The organism is Paenibacillus sp. KACC 21273 (genome assembly GCF_028736095.1).
GTDB lineage: Bacteria > Bacillota > Bacilli > Paenibacillales > Paenibacillaceae > Saccharibacillus > Saccharibacillus kyungheensis.
Window position 1 is genome coordinate 2,501,484 of the sequence record NZ_CP117876.1, and the last position, 20,687, is coordinate 2,522,170.

Here is a 20,687-nt window from a genome sequence, read left to right on the forward strand (position 1 = left end):
TGCGGGGTGCTTTTTGTCGTTATACCAGATAATTGAAGAAAGAAGTGGATTATATTATGAAAATAAGAGTTTTATTGTTACTTTTTGTATTTACTATTACTACATTACTATTTCCTTATAGAGGCATATTAATAAATGAGGTACAAGCTGCTTCAGTAGTAATAGATTCGGGTTCGCAAACTTATAAAACAACTACTCATAAAATTGAACATTATGGATTCTCAACAGGTTTTAAACAAAAAATATACGATGGAAGTAAGGATTATATGATTCGACTTCATTATCGATTGCCTTCTGGTGCACCTGTATCTGGTAATCGTATCTATGCTAAACTGGATAGCATTATTTTTTTTGATACAAAAGTAACAGGAGCTTATAATGGATACATAGATGTGCCAATCCCTGATACTGGAGTTAATAAAGCTTATGAGGCAATAACTATGATGGTAGATTTAAACGGATCAGCAAAAACTGGAGATAGTGAGCTAAAGTATGAAGTTTTTTATGAAGATATAACTGCTCCAACAAAGCCTGTTATTAATGGTATACCTTCTACTTGGACAACTTCAGCTTTAATTAATATAGATGGAAGTAACGATGCTAGAGGTATCGCAAGATATATGTATCGAATAGATAATAAAGAATACATTGAATATAAAAATCCTTTTTTAGCTCCTGATGGACAACATACAATTGAAACCTATGCAGTAGATATGAATGGATTACAGAGTGAACACGTTACAGTTACTAGCTTTGTAGATAATACTCCTCCAACATTACCTATTTTAAATGGAGGTGGAGATCAGTGGTATTCAAACAATGTGAATATAGATATTAGATCTGGTACCGATTCACAATCAGGAGTAAATCGAACAGAATATTATTTATCTGGAGCGACTTCTACATCATGGCAAAACGGAAATGGTGCAACTATTTCTAATGAAGGAATAACTATTATTCATGCTAGAACGATAGATAATGTAGGAAATATTAGCCAAGAAGTAGAGCGTACTATCAAAATTGATCGCATTCAGCCTGATCTAACAATTACGGAACAAAAAATAGATTCATCTACATTACGCTTGACTGCAAAAGCCACTGATGCATCTTCTGGAATCAAAAGTATTACTTTACCTAATGGATCTATAGTTAATTCAGATATTGTTACGTTTGATACTAAAATCAATGGGAAATATACATTTATAGCAACTGATCAAATGGGTTTAACAACAACACAAACCAAAAACATTTCAAATTTAGATGAAACTCCACCTACTATAAACATTACTTATTCTAAATCGTATGCTAAATCTATTACTATTCAAATCTCTGCAGAAGATAATGACACAGGTGTAAAAGAAATTGTACTGCCTGATGGATCAATCATACGATCTAATCAAGCAGAAACGATAATCAAAAAGAATGGTACTTATTTGTTTAAAGCTATTGATATTGCAGGGAACGTAACAGAACAGAATATTATTATTTCTACAATTGATACACAACAGCCCACTATCGATATATTGTATTCAGATGTACCTCAACAAGAACTTACATTTAAAATTACAACAAGTGATAAAGAATCTGGAATTGATTTTATTACTTTACCTGATGGTACAAGAGTACATAATACAGATGCAGAGTATACTGTACATACGAATGGCCAATATACGTTTAAAGTTACAGACAAAGCAGGTAATGATCATTTACAATCAATCGAAGTTCAACATATCGATCAAGTCAAACCACAAATCCAAATGGATGTAAATGGATCTGCATGGACAGATCAGCCTATTACTATTCTTATTTCATATCAGGATTTAGATTCAGGTTTGGACAAAAATAAACTATATTATAAACTCACTCAAACAGAAGATAATCCGGAAAATTGGAATATCGCTGAAAAAGATCAACAACCTCTAACAATTACTGAAGAGGGAGAATGGTATTTGCACGCGATGGCAGTAGATCAAGCGGGTAATAAACAATTATTTACATCCAAAAAATATCAGTTACAGAGACAACCAGAAATACCTAATTTAAAATTAAAAGGGATTTCTTCAGAAGAAATTCAACTGAATTGGGAATTATCAACTGGTGCTTCTATTACAGACGGATATACTTATTATATTCGTAATCAAGAAACTGGAAAAACTTTTCAAGTAGAATATCCAGAAAACTCTATTATTGATAAAGACTTAAAAGGTGGAGAAATATACCACTATACTATTCAAGTACAAAATCATGTAGGATCGAGTGAAAAAAGTAAATCGATAAGTGGGTATACTTTACCTGAAGCTCCTACTCATGTTTTAGTAGAAAGACTAGAAAGAGATTATGACAAAGCACTATTGACTATATCGCCAGTACAATCTGCTTCTGCTTACCAGATTCAAGCTATTAATGCAAATAATCAACAAGTAGATGTGCATACTACAGTTACAGGAAATGTATATCAGCAAATCTCTGGATTAAAACCGTATACTTTCTATACTATAGTTGTAACAGCTATCAATCCATCTGGTAATGGACTTCCTTATCATGTATCTTATCTATCTCTACCTAGTGCACCTACAGGTTTTAGATTTTTACAAATGACAGAGAATAGTATTTTACTTGATTGGAATACAGTAGCTAAATCTACCTATACTACGTCATCGGTTCAAGAAGATACATATTATTCTTTAAAAAGAAGCGAGACGTATATTTATCAAGGTCCTTATCAACGGTTTATAGATAGTGGCTTAAGTTCGGGAAGTGCTTTTAATTATGCTATTGCAGCTGGAAATACAACAGGTTGGAGTAACTTTTCGTATTTGAGTAATATTTGGACGCTGCCTTCAGTTGTAGGCAGACTAGAACAAGTTGATGCTCATTCACATTCAGTCGCTTTAAACTGGCAAGCCGTAAGAGGAGCAACTGGTTATCGTATTGTGATAGAAAATGTGGGAGAATACAATATCTCAGATGATTTAACTAACTTTGAGGTTAAAGGGCTAGAGCCTGGATTCACATACCGTGCTACGATTACACCCTATAATACAAGCGGATATGGTTCTTCTAAAGAAATATTAATAACCACTCTTCCTGAGAGTATGTTTAATGAGAGTGTAATTATTAAAGACATAACAGAAAGTAATGCAGTGATCGAAATAAAGCCGATTGAAGGAGCAACTAAATATCGACTCGAAATTGATGGAAAAGAATATATCATTCCAGAGGGCGATTTTCAGATTCCGTCTTTAACAGGATCTACTTATTATAATTATTCTATTACATCAGGCAATTCAGCAGGCTGGACACAACCATTAATAGGAACATTATTAACTAGCCCTTCTGCTCCTAGTGATGTAAAACTAACTGATGTAACCGATCAAAGTCTATCGTTCCATTGGAATCAACTTGATAATGTGGATACGTATACAATTTATGATGAGAATAAAAAAGAAATTAAAACTACTGCTGAAGAGCAAGCTGTAATAACGAATTTAAACGCTGGTGAAATTTATAATTTCTATATATCAGCAACTAACCAAAATGGAACAAGTTCATTGAATAAATTTACTTATCGTACTTTACCAGAAAGCACTACACAAGATACAAATAAAGTTCGAATTTCTAATATTACTGTTGATTCTGTTGATCTAAAATGGAATATCATTAAGGGCGCAGACCAATATCAGTTATATGATAATACTGATCATTTAGTATATGAAACAGCTCAGAATACTGCCCATCTTGATAAATTATCTTCAGCAACTTCATATGAAGGTTGGTATATTGTGCCTCTAAATACTGCTGGCAAAGGCAAAAACTTAGATGTTCTTTCTTTTGAAACACTTCCTTCTAATCAGTTTAAAGTTATTGATTCAGATGCTACTAGATCAACTGTTACTCTAAAAATAGAACATTTTTTAGTCAAAGAACATTTAGTTATTGAACTCAATAATAAAATAGTATTTCGAGGATTAACAGATACATTTACACAAGATACATTGAAAGCAGATCAATCGTATGTTTTTAAAATTTGGTCAGAAAATAGTAAAAAACAAGCATCAACACCTATTTCAATAACTATTCGAACTAAAAAAGAAAAAGAAAAAAATAAGAAGATTATTGAGAGTACAAATGAAAAAGAACTTCAACAAACCGATCTTCTTGATGAAATAGTTGCAGTTCCTGAGAAAAATGATTATTTATCAACAAATAATGATCAAGAATTTGAAGATATTGATTCTATATTTAGTAAATCTCAAATTCAGGAATTACATCAGATGGGAATAATAGAAGGAGTTAGTAAAACTCATTTTGAACCTGAAAGAGAAGTGACTCGCGCTGAATTTATGGCTTTAATTGTCAGAGGACAAAAATATATTAACAAAGAAACGTCTTCAATCAATACAACTAAAAAAATAGTATTTGATGATATTGATTGGAGCGCATGGTATATTCCAGAATTAAAAGAAGCTATTCATTATAATTATGTCAAAGGATTTAGTAAAAAGGTGTTTGCACCTACGCTAACTGTTAATCGAGAACAAGCTTCTAAGATGATTGTTAATGCTGTAATAGGCAATATCGAAGACTCTATTGATGTAGACCAATTTGAATTTAGTGATGCTGCTTATATCTCAAAATGGGCTACAGGTTCTATACAAAAAGGATATCAAAAAGGGATTATTTTAGGTTATCCCAATCATTCTTTTCAGCCTAAAAATAATCTAACTCGTGCAGAAGCGGCCATGTTGTTATATCGAATGATCGCAAATAGGTAATTACTAATTCAGCAAATATTCAGATTTGAAATAAAGTATATTATTAAAATTAGTAGTATAGCGACCTATTATCTATATAGATAATAGGTCAGGAATTAAAGAGAAATCAAACAAAGCATTTTCTAATAAATTGATACTGTTTATAAAAGGTTAAGCAGTAGCAGTTTGAAAATATGGAATTGAAATTGAGAAAAGAAAAAATGTGTTTTCTTTAATAGTTTTAATAGTAATGATTATATTTTGCTGAGTATATTGATATGATGTTGATAAACAAAATGGTCTTTTTAGCTTCGGAAGCGGCAGGGTATATTATAGGATAAACGATTATGATAGATGGTGGAATGTCTGTATTTGGATTTTAAAGAACTTGTTATTAACTATCATTCTTAATACACTAAGTATACATGCTTAGTGTATTTTGGTATGTTATACATTTTACTTTATAAGGAGAACAGATATGTCTGATATATACGATATTTATGGTGAAGAATACAATAAAGACAGTTGGCAAAAATTCGTCGATATTCATCAAGAGTTATATGATCCTATTGATCCTGTATTAAAAACAAAAATGAGCCAGACTACTATTCCAAAAGATATTCAAATCGTACTGCTTGCTAAGTTAGGTGAATATACATTCCAATGGATTGAACGGACTATCCCAGCGTTAGACCACAAAACACCGCTGTCTTATTTGCAAACTGAACAAGGCACGAATGCACTTAGAGCAGCTATCATGCGCATGCCTAATTAGTTAAAAAGAATACTTAATACAGTAAAGGACTAGTTGAGACAACTATAAACATCAATGACTTTAAAGGAGAATAGCGATGACATCTATTTCACCCATTTTAATAGATTTTCCTGAAAGCTTTGAGACAGAACGCTTATGTATTCGTGCACCTCAATGGGGAAATGGGATACAGGTTAATGAAGCCATCCATGAGAGTATCGCTGAGCTAAAACCATGGTTACCTTTTGCCAAAATGCTACCAACATTAGAAGAATCGGAGAGCAATGCACGACAACATCGTTTGAATTTTTTGGCTCGTACAGATATGATTCTCTATATCACAGATAAACATACAGGTGATTTTATTGGGAGTAGTGGATTGCATCAGATCGATTGGGATGCGCGAAAATTTGAAATTGGATACTGGTTGAGAACTAGCTGTACAGGTAAAGGTTATATGACAGAAGCAGTAACCGGAATTGCTCAATTTGCTATAGATCATTTACAAGCTAATCGTATTGAAATTCGTTGCGATGATCGTAATACCAGTAGTTCTCAAGTTGCTATACGTACAGGTTTTACATTGGAAGGAATTTTGCGAAATCATAAAATGAATGATGGTCAATGGGTTAGCACTATGATTTTTGCAAAAGTACGCGGAATTGAATATTAAAATCCAAATCTACATAATGACTACACTTTGACAATAGAGAGGAAGCTCAATATGAAATCAATTGAACAATTGGTCAATACACAGGAACATGCTTGGCAAGAAATACAGGATGTTTTGAATCAAGGGGAAACGCCGTATACTATTTTGCCCAAACAAGATCTACAAGCACAATCGACATTGTTGCAGATGCAAATTACAACGAAATCGTATCTTGGTTGTATTGCATATGAAACTGGCGGCATTTTATTTGATCAGGGTTGGATTAAGCTATTAGGTTCAGGTAACGAACGAATTTATGGAGATTTGTTATCATGGAATGGACAATCTCAAGCCGACCAGTCTAATACAATACAACCGATCGCCAAAGCCTCAGTAGTAGCTTACGATGTGGTAGGAGGATTTTTTGCTTTGAATGGTGGAGGATTAGGTGAAGAGCCTACCATCTATTATTTTGCTCCAGATACATTAGAGTGGGAAGATACCGAGTTATCTTATTCTGAATTTGTGATCTGGTTAGCTTCTGGACGATTATCTCAATTTTATGAAACGATGCGCTGGAACGGTTGGCAAGAAGATATCTCGAACTTGGCGCCTGATTGTGCAATTCATTTTTATCCCCCTCTTTGGACGCAAGAAGGATCGTCTGATCAAAGTAGTAAAAAAGCTGTTCCGATCGCCGAGTTTTGGAATATGCATATCAGTCCTTCTCAATAAAATAAAGCAACACAAGCACAAAGCTCCGGTATACGCTATCTATGTATACCGGAGTTTTTTTGCTATTGATTGTAAGCATCATTGACTATTATCTATGCAAATAACGCTGTTTTATACTATTTTAGTGATGATAAAGACAAATACGACATATATTGAAGTGTATAAATGCCATATTTACGAACATTATGATCTACTTTAGAATAAATGTAAGAATTGCTGACAAACAAAGGAGATGACATCGTGCATAAGCTATCTGCGGTTCCTGAACCTCATATTCAATACCAACCCAAACATTATGTATGTAAACGAGCAGAAGGACAAAGCGACTGGAGTGGAAAATTAGACCAGCCTTTTTGGGAGCAAACCAGTTGGACAGATTCATTTGTAGATATTGAAGGTGATTTGAAGCCATTACCTTCCAAGCAAACACGTGTTAAAATGCTTTGGGATGATGATTATTTTTATATAGGTGCAGAATTAGAAGACAATGAAATATGGGCAACACAGACAGAGCGAGATTCTGTTATTTTTTATGATAATGATTTTGAAGTTTTTATCGATCCTGATGGAGATACACATCAGTATTATGAGTTTGAAATCAATGCACTTAATACAGTATGGGATTTGTTACTGGTGAAGCCGTATCGAGATGAAGGGCCTGCAATAAATGGATGGGATATGAGCGGACTACGGACAGCCGTGTATATTGATGGAGAGTTGAACAATCCGCTAGCTCCCAATCGTAAATGGAGTGTAGAGATTGCCATGCCATGGTCGATTTTGAAAGAGTGTTCGCTACATAAACGTGCTCCGCTAGCTGGTGAGCACTGGCGTGTTAATTTCTCACGTGTACAATGGCAAGTAGATATTATAGATGATCAATATGTCAAAAGGATTGATCCAGCGACAGGTCGTTCTTTTCCAGAAGACAACTGGGTATGGAGTCCAATGGGAATTGTAAATATGCATTATCCTGAGCTATGGGGATATGTAATTTTTACAGATGAGCAGAACGTCAATCATACCGAACAACAATTGCATCTGACTACGGTTGAAGAATACAAATGGTTATTACGACAGCTCTATTATCGTCAGCGTCAGTATGCAAGTGAACATCAACAGTATTGTGATCAACTGGCAACGATCTATCACACTTTACCTCAAGACATTCAAAATATTGCAGATATAGAACAACTCCAATTGGAGACGACAAGTAGTATGTTCCAGATTTCTATCAAAATACCTGATGAGCAGACTCGCCTCTGTATTCGGCAAGATGGATGGGTATGGCAAGAAGCTTGAGTAGTATTGGGAATGAATCTTGCTAAATAAGGAAAATACTACAATCATAATGGTGCAGTGATCATTATGGATCGGGAGGTATATTCATGACAGTCAATACAGCTTATGGGCTCAATATGGATGTAATCGAAGAAAAGTTTGCTTGGAAAAAAGAACAAGCTCAAGGACGCGAGGAATCACTATTTGCTGTATTTGAACAAGACCTTTCAGAGCAAGAAAAGCAGTTGCTTCAATTTCTATATGCGTATATGCCATTACATGATCTGGCTGATTATGAGGGTGCTTTTTTTCTAAACCATATTCGGCAAGTGCTACAAGTACAAGCAGATATGCCTTGGGGCGCACGTATTCCTGATGAAATCTTTGTAAATTATGTTTTGCCTTATCGAGTAAATAATGAGAATATCGATCACAGTCGATCAGTGATTTACGAGGAATTAGCAGAGCGGGTACAGCATTTATCTATGACTGACACTATATTGGAAACGAATTATTGGTGTCATGAGCGTGCAACTTATATTGGAACAGATATACGCACTGTTTCTCCACTTACAATCATGAGAACTGCACTCGGACGTTGTGGGGAGCAATCGACCTTGACTGTAACTGCACTGCGTAGTATTGGAATTCCTGCTCGTCAATGTTACACACCGCGCTGGGCACATTGCGATTCTAATCATGCATGGGTAGAAGCATGGGCAGATGGGAAATGGCACTTTTTGGGAGCATGTGAACCGGAGCCGATACTTAACGAAGGGTGGTTTCGCTTACCTGCTAAGCGTGCGATGTTAGTACACACACGTGTATTTGCAGATTACAATGGCTCTGAAGAAGTAACGACCACACATCCATGGTATACCGAAATTAATTTGTTAGCTCATTATGCGGATGTCAAAACGATTCATATCCATGTAACCGATGAAGCAGGAAAGCCTGTAATAGCTGAAGTTCAATTTCAATTGTACAACTCGGCTGAATTTTATCCTTTAACTTCGTTAATGACCGATGATCAAGGACATGCTTCGTTAACAACAGGATATGGTGACTTGTTTATTCATGCGTATACATCTTCTGTATGGGGAACAGCTTTTCTAAATACGAATACATCATCTGAACTAACATTAGTATTAAAAAGGTATAACACTCCTGTATATTCAGAACACACTACTACTAATACAAGTCCAACGGTTGTAAGAGAAGAATGGAAAATGACTCCACCTGTTGCTCCTGTTATTGATAGTGGAACGAAAGTAGACGAATCTACTGCTCATCAACATGTACAAAGAATTAAAGCAGGCACAGCGATTCGTACTGCTTTTGAACACACATTTATAGATCAAGAACAAGCGCGTCAATATGCAGAAGAATGGCAGTTACCGACAGATCGGTTGTGGAATATACTGCAAACAGCGAAAGGAAACGGAGAGGAGATTGCCGCTTTTCTTAGCGAATGTACTCTGGCTGAACGTGCGTTAGGGTTGCGTTTATTAGAATCGTTGCGTCCTAAAGATCTAACAGATACGTTCCGACCGGTATTACACGATCATCTGCAAGGTGTTATATCATTAGACGAAGCATCTCATATCTATTCAAGTGATTGGGATCAATACGTTCTATGTCCACGAGTTCATTTTGAAATGCTTAAACCGTATCGTAACTATTTCGCTGATCAATGGAATACAGAGCAACAACAGGCATTCCGCTCTGATCCTATGCTATTAGCTACTGTACTGGAACAAGAGATCGCAGTTAATAATCATATAGATCGTTATACAGGAATGGCAACACCTGCGGCGGCTCATCAATTAGGAGTGACTGATTCGGTAAGTCGTGATATTGCTTTTGTAGCGGCTGCACGTAGTCTTGGTATTGCGGCGCGTTTAGAACCACTAAATGCTATTCCCCAATATCAGTTACAAGGTACATGGCATTCAGTTCAATGGAAGCAAGAGCAATCTACATTTGTTGAGGATAGTGTATTGGCTTCGGCTACGGGTCAAATACAATTTGTACGTGCTTCAGATGATGTAGAAGTGGTTGCAGAATATCAGCATAATTTTACGGTCGCTATTTTTGAAAATGGTATTTATCGCACATTGGATATTCCTTATGGCGAAAAAGAGGTGTACCAGCAACCGTATGATGTATTAGCAGGTGATTATCGTTTGACAACAGGAACCCGTCTTGAAGATGGAAGTGTGTTAGGTACCTTTACTTACTTTAACGTACAACCTGATCAGCAAATAGAAGTAGAGTTAGTATTCCGCACAGAACAGCAACAGATACCTGTTCTTTTGGAAACATTGCCAGAATCTTTACAACGTCATATTTATTCGTTGCAACCAAACAAAGATAAAAAGGATAGAAAAGAAGGTCATATTCTAGCATGGCTAGAGCCTGAACGTGAACCGACCAAGCATTTATTACGTGAATTAGCAGAACTGCGAGCAGAATTGCAAATATGGGCGGGTGATATTCATTTATTGATTGCAGATGAGCAAGAATATGGAGCAGTTATTTTAGATCCTTTGCCAGCTCAGTCTCAGATTGCAATCGATGCTAACTACCAATTCTTAGAACAATGGTCAGAGTGCCTCACTTCATTAGGAGGAGATCAGCTACCTGTTGTGATCGTTGTAGATGCACAACAACGAGTTCGGTACTGCTTGCAAGGATACAAGTTAGGTACAGGGAAAGAATTATTACGTATTGTAAATGGCATGAACATAGATATACATCAAGAAAAGAACTAAACAATTACAAGAATTGCTTTGTCAAAGACTTCACTGTTGCTCAAGTAGCAGTGGAGTCTTTTTGATAGTTTTGATTTGCTGTACATTTCGCAACCATCTGTAATGATGTTATAATTTTAAAAAAGAAAGGAGGGATATGATGTTACGTAATAAATTATCTTTTAAAATCATTACTATTATTTTGGTAGTATTAGTTATTGGTCTTTCTATTTGGGAATTTGTCACAAAAAAATATACTGGCTATACTTATTTGTTTCTTGGATTGATGATGATTTCTGCAGGGATATCTCTTTTTAAAGAACAACGAAAATCTTTAGCCTATATGTATTGGGTAACAGCCATACTTATTTTGATTGCTTTTGCAGTAGGAATTTAAAAAACTAAAAAATAGAGTAGATCATCGGTTCAATAGCAATTCGCTTGTACATAAGGAGAACAATCATGTTAACACGTTTGAAAAAGATAGGCAGTCATGACATATTCAAAAGAATGATCGTTACAATAATTTTTGTAGTTGTGCTTTCATTTGCAATTATTGAATCTATGATCATATCTGGTTTTAAAATCAATGATACGCAAGCTTCTCATGTAGATTATATGATTATTTTGGGTTCAGGGCTGAAAGGTTCACAGTTATCGATTATTTTGCAACAGCGAGTCGATACAGGGATTGTTTATCTGAAGCAACACCCTCATATGTCTGTTATCGTATCCGGTGGTCAAGGTCCGGGGGAAGATATTCCAGAAGCGGAAGCAATGAGTCGCTATCTGGTTCGTCAAGGTATTGATCAGACTCGTATTATTCAAGAAAATCGTTCAACCAGCACTTTTGAAAATTTGAAGTTTTCTCAAGATATTTTGCAAGCACGAGGTATCCATCAACCTTCAATTATGATCGTAACGAGTAATTATCATCTGTATCGTGCAGAAATGATTGCTTCTACACTTGGCTTCAAAGTGCATGGTATAGCAAGCCCATCACTAGGGTATTTATTGCCTCAAAATATGTTGCGTGAATACCTAGCCATGATCAAAGCCATGTTACAGCTTCCATAAAAAAGTTCTAACACAATAAGGAGTTGCCTAATGAGTGAATATACGATTGGACATTTGATTCAGCGCAAACATAGTGAGTTATTGGAAGATTTTAATCCTCTTTTTACAGGTCATCTTAATGAACAGTGGACTTTGTTTTTTATGAAAGATACCAGTTTTAAGAAAAAAGTTCCTGACTCTATTTATCAGATTTCCAATACGGTACCTGTGCTCCATTTTGATCATGCAGAAGATCATGGCTGGAGTTATGAAATTATATCGAACGGCATATCAAAAGCTCACTTTGATTATAATTACGAATTAGAAGAAATATCTTTGCATCAAATGGCACTGGATGGTTACCCTGAAGAAGATCCAGTAGAGCTGTTATATACTAATCCCGATTTTGAAGGAGTTCGTTCACAATTGCTGACTGAATTACATCAGAACCCGGCATACCAAGAACAACTTCAACAGCTATTTCAAAATTGCCATGTAGAGCAATTTACTCTATTCGAAGTGAGTCCAGAACAGATTGAGCAATTAAAGCAGATTATGACTCAAAAGCATCTAGATCAGTTAGATTTTATGCACGATTTGGTGGATCAATTTAAAGAGATACTGAATCTTCAAAAAATGAGTTGGATCAGTCCAGAACGTTTAGAAGATGATGAATTTGATCTGGAGTTATGAACAATTATGCCTGAATACTCTCAAGTTCAACTGTATATAGAATGTGCTGAAACAGACTTTAAAGAGGTCAGAAATCGTTTTATACGATGTTTATCTGAATATGGATTTGAACATAGTTATCTACAAACGTATTTTGGTACGATTGAATGGGAGCTATCTGATAATTTTTTTATGTATACAGGTTGTAATGCAGAACGTATCTCTCTTTTTAAAAATAATACATGGGTAAGCGTTTGGCCTGCTTTGATAGGATTAACACCGTATGTTTTTACAGAACTTCAAAAGAATGTCGTCGAACTTGCTTTATTTTTTGAGACTGATCATATTATAGATGATTATATAAATGCTCATTTAAAAAAAGAATGGCAACCGTTAATTTGGGACGTTATATGTCTTTTTCATAAACATTTTAGTGAGAGCGCTATATACTTTACGGACGAAGCGACAGATGGACAACCTTGGGAAGCACTGATCAGTAAGCAAATTCAAAGCAATTACTGGTCATTTGATGCAGCTATTATAACGAATCAATTGGATACAGATAATATACAACCTCCACAATCTATCTTTTATACTGAAACTAGAATAGATCACACTGTATTTGCACGAAAAGTAGTCTGGGATCAACCTCCTTGGGATCATCCAAATCAATATTTTCCAATAAAGTGATTACGCTTACAGCTGAAGGGTAATAAATTAGCGAATCAAGATGACCAGGGAGGCTACAATCATGGAGAAGCGCAAATATGGTAAAACAGATATGGAAGTCAGTGTACTGGGATTTGGTGGTTCTGAAATAGGCAGTGGAGTCAGTGAAAGTGATGTTAAACAATTACTGAATAGCGCATTAGATGCTGGCTTAAATGTAATTGATACTGCTGAATGTTATGGAAAAAGTGAAGAATTAATTGGAAATACACTGTCTCATCGTCGGGATGATTATTATTTATTTACTAAATGTGGTCATGCCGCAGATTTTGATGCACCAGACTGGGACCCTGTAATGTTAGAGCAAAGTATCGATCGCAGTCTGAAGCGACTCAAAACAGATTATGTAGATGTCATTCATTTACATAGTTGCTCTGAAGAAGTACTTCGCCGTGGAGAAGTAATTGAAGTGCTACAACGTGCCAAACAAGCAGGCAAAACGCGCTATATCGGTTATAGTGGTGATCATACTAATGCACTGTATGCTATCAATACAGGTGTATTTGATAGTCTTGAAACATCTGTTAATATTGCTGACCAAGAAGCGATCGCTCTTACTATTCCAGAAGCACGCAAGCAAGGAATGGGTATTGTTGCCAAGCGTCCTATTGCTAATGCTGCATGGACATTTGAAACGATCGGTGCGCAAGAATATCCATTTGTATATTGGAATCGATTGCGTGATCTGAATTATGGATTTTTGCAAGATGAAGAAGTGCAAAAAAGTATCGAGCGTGCACTACGTTTTACATTGAGTATTGAAGGAATAGATACAGCGATTGTTGGAACAACAAAGCCAAGTCGTTGGACCGAAAATGCTGCTTTATTAAAAGAAGGAGCGCTATCCAAAGAACATTTCGAAGCGATACGCAGTCGCTGGCAAGAAATTGCAGAACCAGAATGGGTAGGACAAACGTAAAATAGATTCGATTGATATAATAAACACGTCTATTTTCATCATAAATAGGAGCTATCTTCTTAGAAATTATAGAAGGTAGCTTTTTTGTGCGATACGGTTAGTACAATATAGCCTTTATCAATTCTATTTTATTAAATTTCATCATATGAAAAATTCACAATAAAGCAGAAAAAAATATACTTTGTTACTACACATATCATCCATACTCATGAGGTATCTAAATTTAATATGTAAAAAGGAAGAGGTGACTCCATTATCCCCATTAACATATAAAATCTAAAATAATAGTTGTCAAAATGAAAAACATATGATAATTTATACCTGTAACCGGTTACACATCGAGGTGAAAAGAAAATGACAACGATAAAAGATGTAGCACGCCATGCAGGTGTATCTGTTGCTACTGTTTCACGAGTGATTAATGAAACAGGTTATGTGCATGAAGATACGCGGCGTAAAGTAGAAGAATCTGTTCAACAATTGAACTATACACCTAATGAAGTAGCACGTTCTTTATATAAACGTAAATCCAGATTAATTGGTCTGTTGCTACCTGATATTACGAACCCTTACTTTCCTCAATTAGCTCGTGGGGTAGAAGATCGGATGCAGGAAAGTGGATTCCGCTTAATTTTTGGTAATAGTGACGAAAGTCAGAAGAAAGAGCAAGATTACATACAGACTTTTGTCCAAAATAATGTTGTCGGTGTGATCTCATCTACCAATGATCCAGGTACAGCTTCATATCGCTCACTCAAAATTCCGGTCGTTTTTTTGGATCGTATATCCAGTGATCGTCCTGCTGTGTATGCAGATGGTCGAGAAGGTGGACGGCTTGCAGCCCAGCAAATGATCCAGCGTGGAAGCCATCATATTACAGTGATGCAAGGACCTATTCATATTCGCCCTGCACAAGATCGTTTTCAAGGAGCGATAGAAGTGTTGCAAGATATGGGGATCGATTATCATACGACACAGACTTCATCTTTTTCATTTACCGATGCAGATCGCTGGGCAAAAGAGCTGTTTGAACAATATCCTGATACAGATGGTGTGATTGCAAGCAACGATATTGTAGCGACAGCAGTAATACAAGAAGCCTATCGTCTGGGCAAAAAAGTACCACAAGATGTGCAGATTATCGGATTTGATGATATTCCTTTAAGTAGTCTGTTATCGCCAGCATTGTCTACAATTCGTCAACCAGCCTATGATATGGGCAGAGCGGCGGCAGATTTATTAATTCAATTGATTGAAGGCACAGCAGGAGAACAACGGACAATTCAGATACCTGTTCAATTTATAGAACGTGAGACAACACGTAAGCTGTAATCTATTATTTTTGTATAAGATCATTGTTAAGTAGAGTTAATTGACACTGGATATAAAATAGCATGTCTTGATTGCCCAATAAAAGAAGTAGAAAGGTGGAAATTTAATATGTCTCAATCTCAGCATCATTCTTCTAAAGCTAAAATTTGTGTTATTGGTAGTTGTTCGATGGATTTAGTAGTTACTTCTGAGAAGCGCCCGGGTGCAGGAGAAACCGTTCTTGGAGAAAGCTTCAAAACAGTTCCCGGTGGAAAAGGAGCTAATCAAGCTGTAGCTGCCGCACGATTAGGAGCACAAGTCACTATGATCGGTCGTGTGGGTGATGATCATTTAGGAACAACGATTTTACAAAACTTCAAAGATAATAATGTAAATGTAGACTATGTGGAACCGGTTACAGATATGGAGAGCGGTACAGCACATATTATTTTGGCTGAAGGAGATAATAGTATTATTGTCGTGAAAGCGGCTAATGATCATGTGACTCCAGCATATGTAGCTCAAGCGATTGATGTGATTAAAGCTTCCGATATTGTGATGATTCAGCAAGAAATTCCAGAAGAAACGGTAACCTATGTTAGTCAAATATGCGCTGATGCTAATGTGCCTTTATTGTTAAATCCAGCACCGGCTCGTCATGTGAATGAGACTGTGATCAACAATCTTTCTTATATTACGCCGAATGAACATGAAGCAGGTATCGTGTTTGAAGGGCTCACATTAGAAGAAGCATTACGTCAACATCCCAACCGTTTGTTCGTAACCGAAGGTAGTAAAGGTGTTCGTTATTATGATGGGCAACAAGAAGTCGTTGTGCCAACGTACAAAGTAGACACTGTAGATACAACAGGTGCAGGAGATACGTTCAATGCGGCTTTTGGGGTGGCATTAGCAGAAGGTCAGTCTTTGCAAGATGCACTACGTTTTGGCAATCGCGCAGCTTCTCTTTCAGTCACTAAATTTGGTGCACAAGGCGGAATGCCTACACGTCAGGAAGTAGAGGAACAATTGTAATGAAGAAAAGTGGAATTTTGAATAGCCATATTGCTAAAGTATTGGCTGATCTTGGACATACGGATTATATTGTGATTGCTGATATAGGGTTACCTGTACCGGATGGAGTGCCTAAAATTGATCTTGCTCTTACGTATGGAGTACCTAGCTTCCGCGATGTCGTTCATGTGATCTCAGAAGATATGGAGATTGAAAAGATTACAATCGCAGAAGAGATGGTACAGCAGAATGAAGATACATTTTTATATATGCAAGATAAGTTCGCAAGTATTCCATTGTCCAGATGTAGCCATGAAGAATTCAAGCGTTACTGTCAAAAAGCAAAAGTAATTATTCGTACAGGTGAATCCAGACCCTATGCTAATTGCATTTTGCATGCAGGTGTTCATTTTGGAGCAACACAGCAGTAAAAGAACAGCATGAGTAGCACGCATAAATAGCACAACAGATTTAAAGGAGGCATTGTCTATGCAGATTCAAATGAATGGTATTTACAAATCCTTCGGTACAAACCAAGTCTTGAGCGGAGTCGATTTTGATCTCCGCGCAGGCGAAGTTCATGCACTGATGGGTGAAAATGGAGCTGGCAAGTCAACATTAATGAATATTTTGATTGGTCTGCATGAGCGCGATCAAGGCACAATTGTAATAGATGGACAGGAAACGTATTTTGATAATCCCAAAGTCGCTGAACAAAAAGGAATCGCTTTTATCCATCAAGAGCTTAATATCTGGCGTGATATGACCGTACTTGAAAATTTATTTATCGGTAAAGAGATGACATCCAAATGGGGTTTACTCAATACCAAACAAATGAAAACGCTAGCAAAAGAGCAATTCCGTAAATTAGCAGTCGATTTACCTTTGCAAGGTGAAGCAGGAGATTGTTCTGTTGGACAACAACAAATGATCGAGATCGCCAAAGCTTTAATGACAGATGCGAAAGTAATCGTTATGGATGAACCAACTGCCGCACTAACCGAGCGTGAAATTCAAAAGTTATTTGAAGTGATTATGGCGCTCAAAAAAGAAGGTGTGTCGATTGTATACATTTCGCACAGAATGGAAGAAATATTTGCGATTTGTGATCGAATTACAATTATGCGTGATGGCAAAACAGTAGATACCAAAGAAATTCCACATACTCATTTCGATGAAGTAGTCAAAAAAATGGTAGGTCGTGAATTGACAGAACGTTATCCTGCTCGCACACCGCAACCTGGTGAAGTGATTTTGGAAGTGAAAAATGCCAGTAAAAAAGGTCAATTCCAAAATGTAAGCTTTACGGTTCATGCAGGAGAAATTGTAGGTTTCTCCGGATTGATGGGTTCGGGACGCACAGAGATTATGCGTACGTTGTTTGGACTAGACACGCTCGATAGCGGAGAAATCTGGATACGTGGTAAAAAAGTAAATATTCGCAGACCTGATGATGCAGTGAAGCATGGTATAGGCTTTATTACCGAAGATCGTAAAGACGAAGGATTAGTACTTGATTTTTCAATTCGTGAAAATATGGCGCTACCTAACTTATTTAGTTTCTCTTCGAAAGGGTTTATTTCTAGTAAAAAAGAAGCTGAATTTGTAGATACATTAATCAAACGTCTGCAAGTAAAAACTCAATCTGCGGAGACACCTGCACGTAGCCTTTCCGGTGGTAACCAGCAAAAAGTCGTAATTGCGAAATGGATTGGTATTGGCCCAAGCGTATTGATTTTGGACGAACCGACACGCGGGGTAGATGTAGGAGCGAAGCGTGAAATTTATCAATTGATGAATGAACTTACCGATCGTGGTGTAGCGATTATTATGGTGTCCTCTGAATTGCCAGAAGTACTTGGAATGAGTGACCGTATTGTAGTCGTCCATGAAGGTAAGATTAGCGGAGAATTATCCAGTCAAGAAGCTACGCAAGAAAATATTATGACGTTAGCTACAGGAGGACAGTAATATGACAACCATAACGAAAGAAAAACCAGAGAAAAATTTCAAATTATCGAATGTAACACAAAAGCTCGGTCCGTTGCTTGGATTTATTATTCTAGTTATTATTGTATCGGTATTGAATCCAGACTTTTTGGAACCGCTTAATATTTTGAATTTGTTACGCCAGGTGGCGATTAATGCGCTAATTGCATTTGGTATGACTTTTGTTATTTTGACAGGTGGTATTGATCTATCAGTTGGTTCGATTCTGGCATTATCCAGTGCATTTGTAGCGAATCTGATGTTAGCAGGGGTTGATCCGATCTTAGCGATTATTATCGGATGTGCAGCAGGTGGCGTTATGGGTATGGTCAATGGACTGATGATCACCAAAGGTAAAATGGCTCCATTTATCGCTACACTAGCGACAATGACTATATTCCGTGGACTGACTCTCGTATATACCAATGGTAATCCTATCACAGGGCTTGGCGACAGCATGGCATTTCAATTATTCGGACGTGGATATTTCTTAGGAATTCCTGTACCGGCGATTACGATGGCAATTACATTTATCGTATTATGGGTGATCTTGCACAAAACACCATTTGGTCGTAAAACATATGCGATCGGTGGTAATGAAAAAGCAGCTATCGTATCTGGTATTAAAGTACCACGTGTTAAAATTATGATTTACTCTTTAGCTGGTGCATTATCTGCATTAGCAGGCGCAATCTTAACATCTCGTCTTAATTCTGCGCAACCAACAGCAGGTACATCATATGAGCTGGATGCTATTGCAGCAGTCGTACTAGGTGGAACCAGTCTTTCGGGTGGACGTGGACGTATTGTAGGTACACTGATTGGCGCATTGATTATTGGTACCTTGAATAACGGTCTGAATTTGCTAGGGGTATCTTCTTTCTATCAGATGGTTGTAAAAGGGATCGTTATTGTTATTGCGGTATTGATTGATCGTAAAAAATCTGCATAATACATTGATTTTAAAACGAAAAGAGGAATCCAGTATGAAAAAAGGTATATCGCTACTTGCAGTTATAATGACTGTGATCCTATTAGCAGGATGTTCACTTCAACCTCCAGCATGGGCCAAATCCAAAAAATCAGCAAATGCAAGCGAGATTAAGATTGGTCTCTCTGTATCTACTTTAAATAATCCATTTTTTGTATCACTTAAAGATGGAGTCTTGAAAGAAGCGAAAAAGCTAAATATCCAAGTGATCGTTGTTGATGCTCAAAATGACTCTGCCAAACAAAGTAATGATGTCGATGATTTGATTCAGCAAGGGGTAGATGCACTGTTAATCAATCCGACTGATTCAGCAGCGATCTCGGCGGCAGTTCAATCTGCAAATACACTAGATATTCCTGTTGTGACGTTAGATCGTTCTGCGGACAAAGGAGATGTCAAAGCATTGGTCGCTTCCGATAATGTCAAAGGCGGTAAAATGGCGGCTGAATATATTGTCAAACAACTAGGCAAAGATGCTAAAGTGATCGAATTACAAGGCGTACCTGGTGCATCTGCTACTCGTGAACGTGGTAAAGGTTTCCATGATATCGCAGATAAAGAATTAGATGTAGTCGCTAGTCAGGCAGCAGATTTTGACCGTACTAAAGGTCTAACAGTTATGGAAAATCTACTTCAAGGAAATCCAGATGTACAAGCGGTATTCGCTCATAACGATGAAATGGCGCTAGGTGCGATAGAAGCGATCCAAAGTTCAGGCAAAGACATTCCTGTGATCGGCTTTGATGGTAATGAGGATGCGCTCAATTCGATCAAAGACGGCAAATTGACAGCTACAGTCGCTCAACAACCTGAATTGATCGGACAAATGGCAGTCGATGCTGCTCGTGATGTATTGCAAGGGAAAACGGTCGAGAAATCTATTCCAGCTCCTTTGAAATTAGTCACAAAAGAAGATCAATAATTATAAAGTTCAAAAGTGGAATAAAAGAAATAAGCAAAAGGAGACCATTTATAATGGATCTCCTTTTTTTATGTTTGATATGTATTTTATCTGGATTAATTTACATTATACAAAATTAAAAATAGAAGCTTGACCCGGAGTGAACTCAGGGCTGT

17 protein-coding genes are annotated in these 20,687 nt (G+C 36.7%); all 17 read left to right on the forward strand.

The annotated features are described in order from the left end of the window. Nucleotides 1-32 precede the first annotated feature (32 nt). Entirely contained in the window at nt 33-4,775 is a 4,743-nt protein-coding gene (locus tag PQ460_RS11265; protein ID WP_274172743.1) for a fibronectin type III domain-containing protein, read from the forward strand. 457 nt (nt 4,776-5,232) lie between these two features. Beyond that, nucleotides 5,233-5,529 carry an MbcA/ParS/Xre antitoxin family protein gene (locus PQ460_RS11270; RefSeq protein ID WP_274172744.1) on the forward strand — a complete coding sequence of 99 codons (297 nt, stop codon included), beginning with the start codon at nt 5,233-5,235 and terminating at the stop codon, nt 5,527-5,529. Nucleotides 5,530-5,605: 76 nt separating this feature from the next. Beyond that, nucleotides 5,606-6,181 carry a GNAT family N-acetyltransferase gene (locus PQ460_RS11275; protein WP_274172745.1) on the forward strand — a complete coding sequence of 192 codons (576 nt, stop codon included), beginning with the start codon at nt 5,606-5,608 and terminating at the stop codon, nt 6,179-6,181. Between the two features lie 51 nt (nt 6,182-6,232). Further along, nucleotides 6,233-6,895 carry a DUF2625 family protein gene (locus tag PQ460_RS11280; protein ID WP_274172746.1) on the forward strand — a complete coding sequence of 221 codons (663 nt, stop codon included), beginning with the start codon at nt 6,233-6,235 and terminating at the stop codon, nt 6,893-6,895. Nucleotides 6,896-7,135: 240 nt separating this feature from the next. Further along, the gene (locus PQ460_RS11285; protein ID WP_274172747.1) at nt 7,136-8,197 is read left to right on the forward strand and encodes a carbohydrate-binding family 9-like protein; all 1,062 of its coding nucleotides are present in this window, start codon (nt 7,136-7,138) and stop codon (nt 8,195-8,197) included. Between the two features lie 86 nt (nt 8,198-8,283). Then, on the forward strand, nt 8,284-10,950 hold the full coding sequence (locus PQ460_RS11290) for a transglutaminase-like domain-containing protein (RefSeq protein ID WP_274172748.1): 2,667 nt from the start codon (nt 8,284-8,286) through the stop codon (nt 10,948-10,950). Between the two features lie 139 nt (nt 10,951-11,089). Next, nucleotides 11,090-11,326, forward strand: a complete 237-nt coding sequence (locus PQ460_RS11295) for a DUF3953 domain-containing protein (protein ID WP_274172749.1) — start codon at nt 11,090-11,092, stop codon at nt 11,324-11,326. A 65-nt stretch (nt 11,327-11,391) separates the two neighbouring features. Next, nucleotides 11,392-12,006 (forward strand): YdcF family protein, encoded by a 615-nt coding sequence (locus PQ460_RS11300; protein WP_274172750.1) that lies wholly within the window; start codon nt 11,392-11,394, stop codon nt 12,004-12,006. A 30-nt stretch (nt 12,007-12,036) separates the two neighbouring features. Next, nucleotides 12,037-12,678: a hypothetical protein gene (locus PQ460_RS11305; RefSeq protein WP_274172751.1), complete on the forward strand. Its 642-nt coding sequence runs from the start codon at nt 12,037-12,039 to the stop codon at nt 12,676-12,678. A 6-nt stretch (nt 12,679-12,684) separates the two neighbouring features. After that, nucleotides 12,685-13,347 carry a hypothetical protein gene (locus PQ460_RS11310; protein ID WP_274172752.1) on the forward strand — a complete coding sequence of 221 codons (663 nt, stop codon included), beginning with the start codon at nt 12,685-12,687 and terminating at the stop codon, nt 13,345-13,347. A 61-nt stretch (nt 13,348-13,408) separates the two neighbouring features. Next, the gene (locus tag PQ460_RS11315) at nt 13,409-14,305 is read left to right on the forward strand and encodes an aldo/keto reductase (RefSeq protein WP_274172753.1); all 897 of its coding nucleotides are present in this window, start codon (nt 13,409-13,411) and stop codon (nt 14,303-14,305) included. A gap of 354 nt (nt 14,306-14,659) precedes the next feature. Further along, nucleotides 14,660-15,637, forward strand: a complete 978-nt coding sequence (locus tag PQ460_RS11320) for a LacI family DNA-binding transcriptional regulator (protein WP_274172754.1) — start codon at nt 14,660-14,662, stop codon at nt 15,635-15,637. Between the two features lie 108 nt (nt 15,638-15,745). Beyond that, nucleotides 15,746-16,651, forward strand: coding sequence for a ribokinase (gene rbsK, locus PQ460_RS11325; RefSeq protein ID WP_274172755.1), 906 nt, complete (start codon nt 15,746-15,748; stop codon nt 16,649-16,651). Beyond that, a complete protein-coding gene (rbsD, locus tag PQ460_RS11330) occupies nt 16,651-17,061 on the forward strand; it encodes a D-ribose pyranase (protein WP_274172756.1) in 411 nt (136 codons plus the stop codon). Before rbsK ends, rbsD begins: the two co-directional genes overlap by 1 nt. A gap of 58 nt (nt 17,062-17,119) precedes the next feature. Continuing rightward, on the forward strand, nt 17,120-18,601 hold the full coding sequence (locus PQ460_RS11335) for a sugar ABC transporter ATP-binding protein (RefSeq protein WP_273612569.1): 1,482 nt from the start codon (nt 17,120-17,122) through the stop codon (nt 18,599-18,601). A gap of 1 nt (nt 18,602) precedes the next feature. Further along, the gene (rbsC, locus tag PQ460_RS11340) at nt 18,603-19,571 is read left to right on the forward strand and encodes an ABC transporter permease subunit (RefSeq protein ID WP_204823919.1); all 969 of its coding nucleotides are present in this window, start codon (nt 18,603-18,605) and stop codon (nt 19,569-19,571) included. A gap of 34 nt (nt 19,572-19,605) precedes the next feature. After that, nucleotides 19,606-20,532, forward strand: a complete 927-nt coding sequence (gene rbsB / locus PQ460_RS11345) for a ribose ABC transporter substrate-binding protein RbsB (RefSeq protein ID WP_274172757.1) — start codon at nt 19,606-19,608, stop codon at nt 20,530-20,532. Nucleotides 20,533-20,687 lie beyond the last annotated feature (155 nt).